The 3,797-nt window shown below is 66.4% G+C and carries 4 protein-coding genes and 1 pseudogene; all 5 read right to left on the reverse strand.

Annotation, left to right across the window (positions count from 1 at the left end; genetic code table 11):
• Nucleotides 1-1,520: urocanate hydratase (gene hutU, locus ACP7AZ_RS17650; RefSeq protein ID WP_426039959.1), on the reverse strand; the 1,520-nt coding region annotated here is incomplete at its 3' end.
• On the reverse strand, nt 1,517-1,822 hold the full coding sequence (locus ACP7AZ_RS17655) for an N-formylglutamate amidohydrolase (protein ID WP_426039960.1): 306 nt from the start codon (nt 1,820-1,822) through the stop codon (nt 1,517-1,519). The genes ACP7AZ_RS17655 and hutU, both read right to left, overlap by 4 nt.
• A complete protein-coding gene (locus tag ACP7AZ_RS17660; protein WP_426039961.1) occupies nt 1,819-2,025 on the reverse strand; it encodes an N-formylglutamate amidohydrolase in 207 nt (68 codons plus the stop codon). Before ACP7AZ_RS17660 ends, ACP7AZ_RS17655 begins: the two co-directional genes overlap by 4 nt.
• Nucleotides 2,025-3,584 (reverse strand): histidine ammonia-lyase, encoded by a 1,560-nt coding sequence (gene hutH, locus ACP7AZ_RS17665; RefSeq protein ID WP_426039962.1) that lies wholly within the window; start codon nt 3,582-3,584, stop codon nt 2,025-2,027. The genes ACP7AZ_RS17660 and hutH overlap by 1 nt, the downstream gene beginning before the upstream one ends.
• Nucleotides 3,569-3,797, reverse strand: a pseudogene (locus tag ACP7AZ_RS17670) (hypothetical protein); the annotation flags it as partial. The gene hutH and the pseudogene ACP7AZ_RS17670, both read right to left, overlap by 16 nt.

Raw genomic sequence — 3,797 nt, forward strand, 5'->3', positions numbered from 1 at the left:
TCGCAAACAATGACCAGACCGGCGTGTTGGGAAAAGCCCATGCCGACCCCGCCGCCGTGGTGGAGCGAAACCCAGGTCGCGCCCGAGGCCGTACTCAGCAGGGCGTTCAACAGGGGCCAGTCGGAGACCGCGTCAGATCCGTCGCGCATGGCCTCCGTCTCACGGTTCGGCGACGCGACAGAGCCGGAATCGAGATGGTCGCGGCCGATGACGATGGGACCCTTGAGCTCGCGTGAGGCCACCATCTCGTTGAAGGCAAGGCCGAGCCGGTCGCGGTCGCCCAGACCGACCCAACAGATGCGCGCAGGCAAACCCTGAAACCTGATCTTCTCGGCGGCCATGTCGAGCCAGTTGTGCAGGTGCGGATTGTCGGGGATCAGCTCCTTCACCTTGGCGTCGGTCTTGGCGATGTCCTCGGGATCGCCCGACAGGGCCACCCAACGGAACGGGCCGATGCCCCGGCAGAAAAGCGGGCGAATATAGGCAGGGACGAAGCCGGGGAAGTCGAAGGCTTTTGCGACGCCGGCCTCCTTCGCCATCTGGCGGATGTTGTTGCCGTAATCGACGGTGGGCACGCCGGCGGTCTGGAAGTCGAGCATCGACTGGACATGTTCGGCCATCGAGGCACGGGCGGCCTGTTCGACCTGGTCGGGCGCCTGGGCGCGCATCGCTGTCCACCGCTCCATCGTCCAGCCCTTCGGCAGATAGCCGTTGATCGGATCGTGGGCTGAAGTCTGATCGGTGAGCAGATCGGGCCGGACGCCGCGCCGGAACAGTTCGGGCAGAAGTTCGGCCGCGTTGCCGAGAAGGCCGACCGATATCGGCGCCTTCGCCTCACAGGCGGCGTGGATCAGGGCGAGGGCCTCGTCGAGATCCTCGGCCGCCTGATCGAGATAGCCGGTGCGCAGACGCATGGCGATCCGGCTTGGGTCACACTCGATCGCGAGACACGATGCGCCCGCCATCACCGCTGCCAGCGGCTGGGCTCCGCCCATTCCGCCGAGTCCGGCGGTCAACAGCCAGCGGCCCGACAGGTCTCCACCATAGTGCTGGCGGCCCATCTCGACGAAGGTCTCATAGGTGCCCTGAACGATGCCCTGGGCACCGATATAGATCCACGACCCGGCCGTCATCTGGCCGTACATGGCCAGACCCTTGCGATCGAGCTCATTGAAATGCTCCCACGTCGCCCAGTGGGGGACGAGGTTGGAATTGGCCAGAAGGACGCGGGGGGCATCGGCATGGGTGCGGAAGACGCCGACCGGTTTGCCTGACTGGATCAGCAGGGTCTCGTCGTCCTCGAGCCGGCGCAGGGTGTCGACGATGGCGTCGAAGCTCTTCCAGTCACGGGCGGCCCGACCGATGCCGCCATAGACGACCAGTTCCTCGGGCCGTTCAGCAACGTCGGGGTCGAGGTTGTTCATAAGCATCCGCAGCGCCGCCTCGGTCAGCCAGCTCTTGCAGGTACGCTCAGCGCCTCGGGCAGCGCGAATGACGCGGGTGGGGTCTTTGCGGTTCATGACGGGCTCGGAGTTTCAGTAAAGGTCAGGCAGGCGATCAAGATCGCCTGCAAGGTGGCCCGCAGAGGCTCAGCCTGTTGAGGGTCGGAGGGAGAGGGCCATGTCGTGGGCTCCGGCGCTTGAGCCGGGTCGTCCATGTACCAGCGACAGGCCAATTCCATCGGGATCGCATTGATCCCCATTTCGGGCCTGCCGTAGTGTCGTGTGATCGAGCCGCCCCGAAACCGGCCGTTGATGACCCGACTGAACGGTCCGGCTTTGCAGGGGGAGGCGCCCGCCGGATCGCGGTTCACGTCGATCACGCTCCGGCTGTCCGGGTGCGGATCGTGGTCGCGCCCAGGTCGGTCGCGAAGCCATAGAGTTTATCGACCCACCAATCGGCGTCTCTGGTCGCCAGCCAGGGTGAGACGAACCTGCCGGCGAGTTCCGCCGGAATATCCGAGCCGGTGTGCGGCAGGCTGACGATCAGCGGCCCGGGGCCGCGATGACCCTCGAGCCATTTCATCAACAGACTCCAGGCAAGGAGACGCCAGCGGCCGTGACTATGGCGCCGGAGCGAATGAGGGCGAGCGCGGCCTCGATATCGGGATGGAAATGGCGGTCCTCCTCCAGGTGAGGAACGGTGTTGCGGAGCAGGGCCCGCGCGGTTTCCAGAGCCGCGCTCGACCGCAGCGGGCGGTGGAAGTCGCAGCCCTGCACGGCTGCCAGAAGTTCGATGCCGACCACGGCGTTGGCCGATTCGACCATGGCCAGCAAACGACGCGCGCCGTGGGCGGCCATGGAGACGTGGTCCTCCTGATTGGCTGAGGTCGGGATGGAATCCACGCTGGCCGGATATGCCTTCTGCTTGTTCTCCGACACCAGGGCCGCAGCCGTCACCTGGGGGATCATGAAGCCGGAGTTCAGGCCGGGCCTTGCGGTGAGGAAGGCGGGCAGGCCGGACAGGGCGGGATCCACCAGCATGGCGATCCGCCGTTCCGACAGAGAGCCGATTTCGCAAATCGTCAGCGCGATCATATCGGCGGCGAAGGCGACCGGCTCGGCGTGGAAATTGCCGCCCGACAGGGCTTCGTCGGTCGCCGGGAAGATCAGCGGGTTGTCACTGACGCCGTTCGCCTCGATCGACAGGGTCGTCGCCGCCTGACGCAGGACATCTAGCGCGGCACCCATCACCTGTGGCTGGCAACGCAGGCAATAGGGGTCTTGCACGCGTTCGTCATCGATGGCGTGGGACGCCCGGATGGCTGACTCGTCCATCAACATCCGAAGCGCGGAGGCGGTCTCGATCTGGCCGAGATGACGCCGCAGCGCATGGATCCGTGGATCGAACGGCGTGTCGGATCCCTTGGCCGCCTCTGTCGACAGGGCGCCGGCGATGAGCGCGCTCTGGAACAGGGTCTCAGCGCCGAACAAGGCGGCAAGCGCATTCGCGGTCGAGAACTGGGTGCCGTTGAGCAGGGCCAGACCTTCCTTGGGGCCGAGGATCAGGGGTTCGAGACCGGCGAGGGCCAGGGCCTGGGCGGCCGGCCGGCGCACGCCGTCGACCTCGATCTCGCCGACACCGATCATGGCGGCGGCCATGTGAGCGAGGGGCGCGAGATCGCCCGAGGCGCCGACAGAGCCTTGGCAAGGGATGACCGGGGTCAGGCCCCGCACGAGCAGGGCCTCCAGCAGGGCGACAGTGGCCGGCTGAACGCCCGAGGCGCCTTGCGCCAAGCTTGCCAGTTTCAGCGCTATCATCAGGCGGATGACCGGCGTGGGCGACGGCTCGCCGACCCCCGCCGCGTGCGACAGGACGATGTTGCGCTGCAGAGTCGCCAGATCGCTGGCCTCGATGCGGACACTGGCCAGTTTTCCAAAGCCGGTATTGATCCCGTAGACCGGTTCGCCGCGCGCAAGAATCCGCTCGACGGCAGCGGCGCTGGCGCGGATCGGTTCGGCTGCGTCTGCATGCAGGACCGCAAGGGCGCCGCGATAGATGGCGCGCCAGTCGGCCAAGCTGACCTCGCCCGGCTTCATCACGATCGTGGCGGTCAGGGGGGTGTCAGTCATTGGCCTCTCCAGACACGGGTATGGAGCGGATTGAACCCCATACGGTAGACAAGTTCGGCGGGTCGTTCCTCGGCGGTGGTCGCGCCTTCGGCGATCAGGGCAGCCGCATCGGGCGCGACCACCGCCAACCGGGCATTGGTCCAGACGCGATCACGCTCCATTGTTCGCCCTCCGCCACCCACAGGAAACGCTGGTCGCTTGCCCTGATTATTGTATAGACATAAT

The sequence above is a fragment of the Brevundimonas sp. DC300-4 genome, assembly GCF_049897365.1.
Classification (GTDB): Bacteria; Pseudomonadota; Alphaproteobacteria; order Caulobacterales; family Caulobacteraceae; genus Brevundimonas.